This window comes from Microbacterium testaceum (assembly GCF_001476655.1).
Classification (GTDB): Bacteria; Actinomycetota; Actinomycetes; order Actinomycetales; family Microbacteriaceae; genus Microbacterium; species Microbacterium testaceum_C.
The window spans coordinates 1-686 of the sequence record NZ_LDRT01000181.1; the positions used below are offsets into that span (position 1 = coordinate 1).

At 58.9% G+C, this 686-nt stretch carries 2 pseudogenes; both read left to right on the forward strand.

The features are described from left to right. Positions 1-124 precede the first annotated feature (124 nt). Positions 125-421 (forward strand): annotated as a pseudogene (locus tag NS220_RS17945) (TerC family protein); the annotation flags it as partial. A 104-nt stretch (positions 422-525) separates the two neighbouring features. Next, positions 526-686: pseudogene (locus NS220_RS20670) on the forward strand (LLM class flavin-dependent oxidoreductase); the annotation flags it as partial.

Sequence of the window (686 nt, forward strand, 5' to 3'; positions counted from 1 at the left end):
TTTTTGTTTTTTTTTTGTTTTTTTTTTTTTTTTTTTTTTTTTTTTTTTTTTTTTTTTTTGTTTTTTTTTTTTTTTTTTTTTTATTTATAATACTGCATACTATATGTCTGCCTGGCTCGTGGGCATCGGCGGTCTGCTCGAGCGACTGGTCTACCTCGCGCAGGGCTTGGCCGTCATCCTCGCGTTCATCGGTGTGAAGCTCGTCTTCCACGCGCTGCACGTCAACGAGGTGCCCTTCATCAACGGCGGCGAGCCGCTGCTGTGGGTCCCCGAGATCCCGATCTGGTTCTCTCTGCTGTTCATCGCGGCGACCGTGGCCGTGGCGACCTGGCTCAGTCTGCGCAAGACCCGGAACGATGCGCAGAAGGTCGACCGGACGACCTTCGACGACGAGAAGGTCATCCACGCGCCCGAGGACTGAGCCCTCGGCAACGGGCCCGCGACACGTCGCGGGCCCGTTGCCGTATCCGGAGCCGACACGCAACCCCGGCGGGCGCCATGATCCTCGGGCCTACCGTGGCCCCCATGACGCGATTCGGGTACACCCTCATGACCGAGCAGAGCGGCCCTCGGGCGCTCGTCGACTACGCCGTCGGCGCCGAGCGCGCGGGCTACGACTTCCTGGTCTCCAGCGACCACTACTCGCCGTGGCTCACCAGCCAGGGTCACGCTCCCTATGCCTGGAC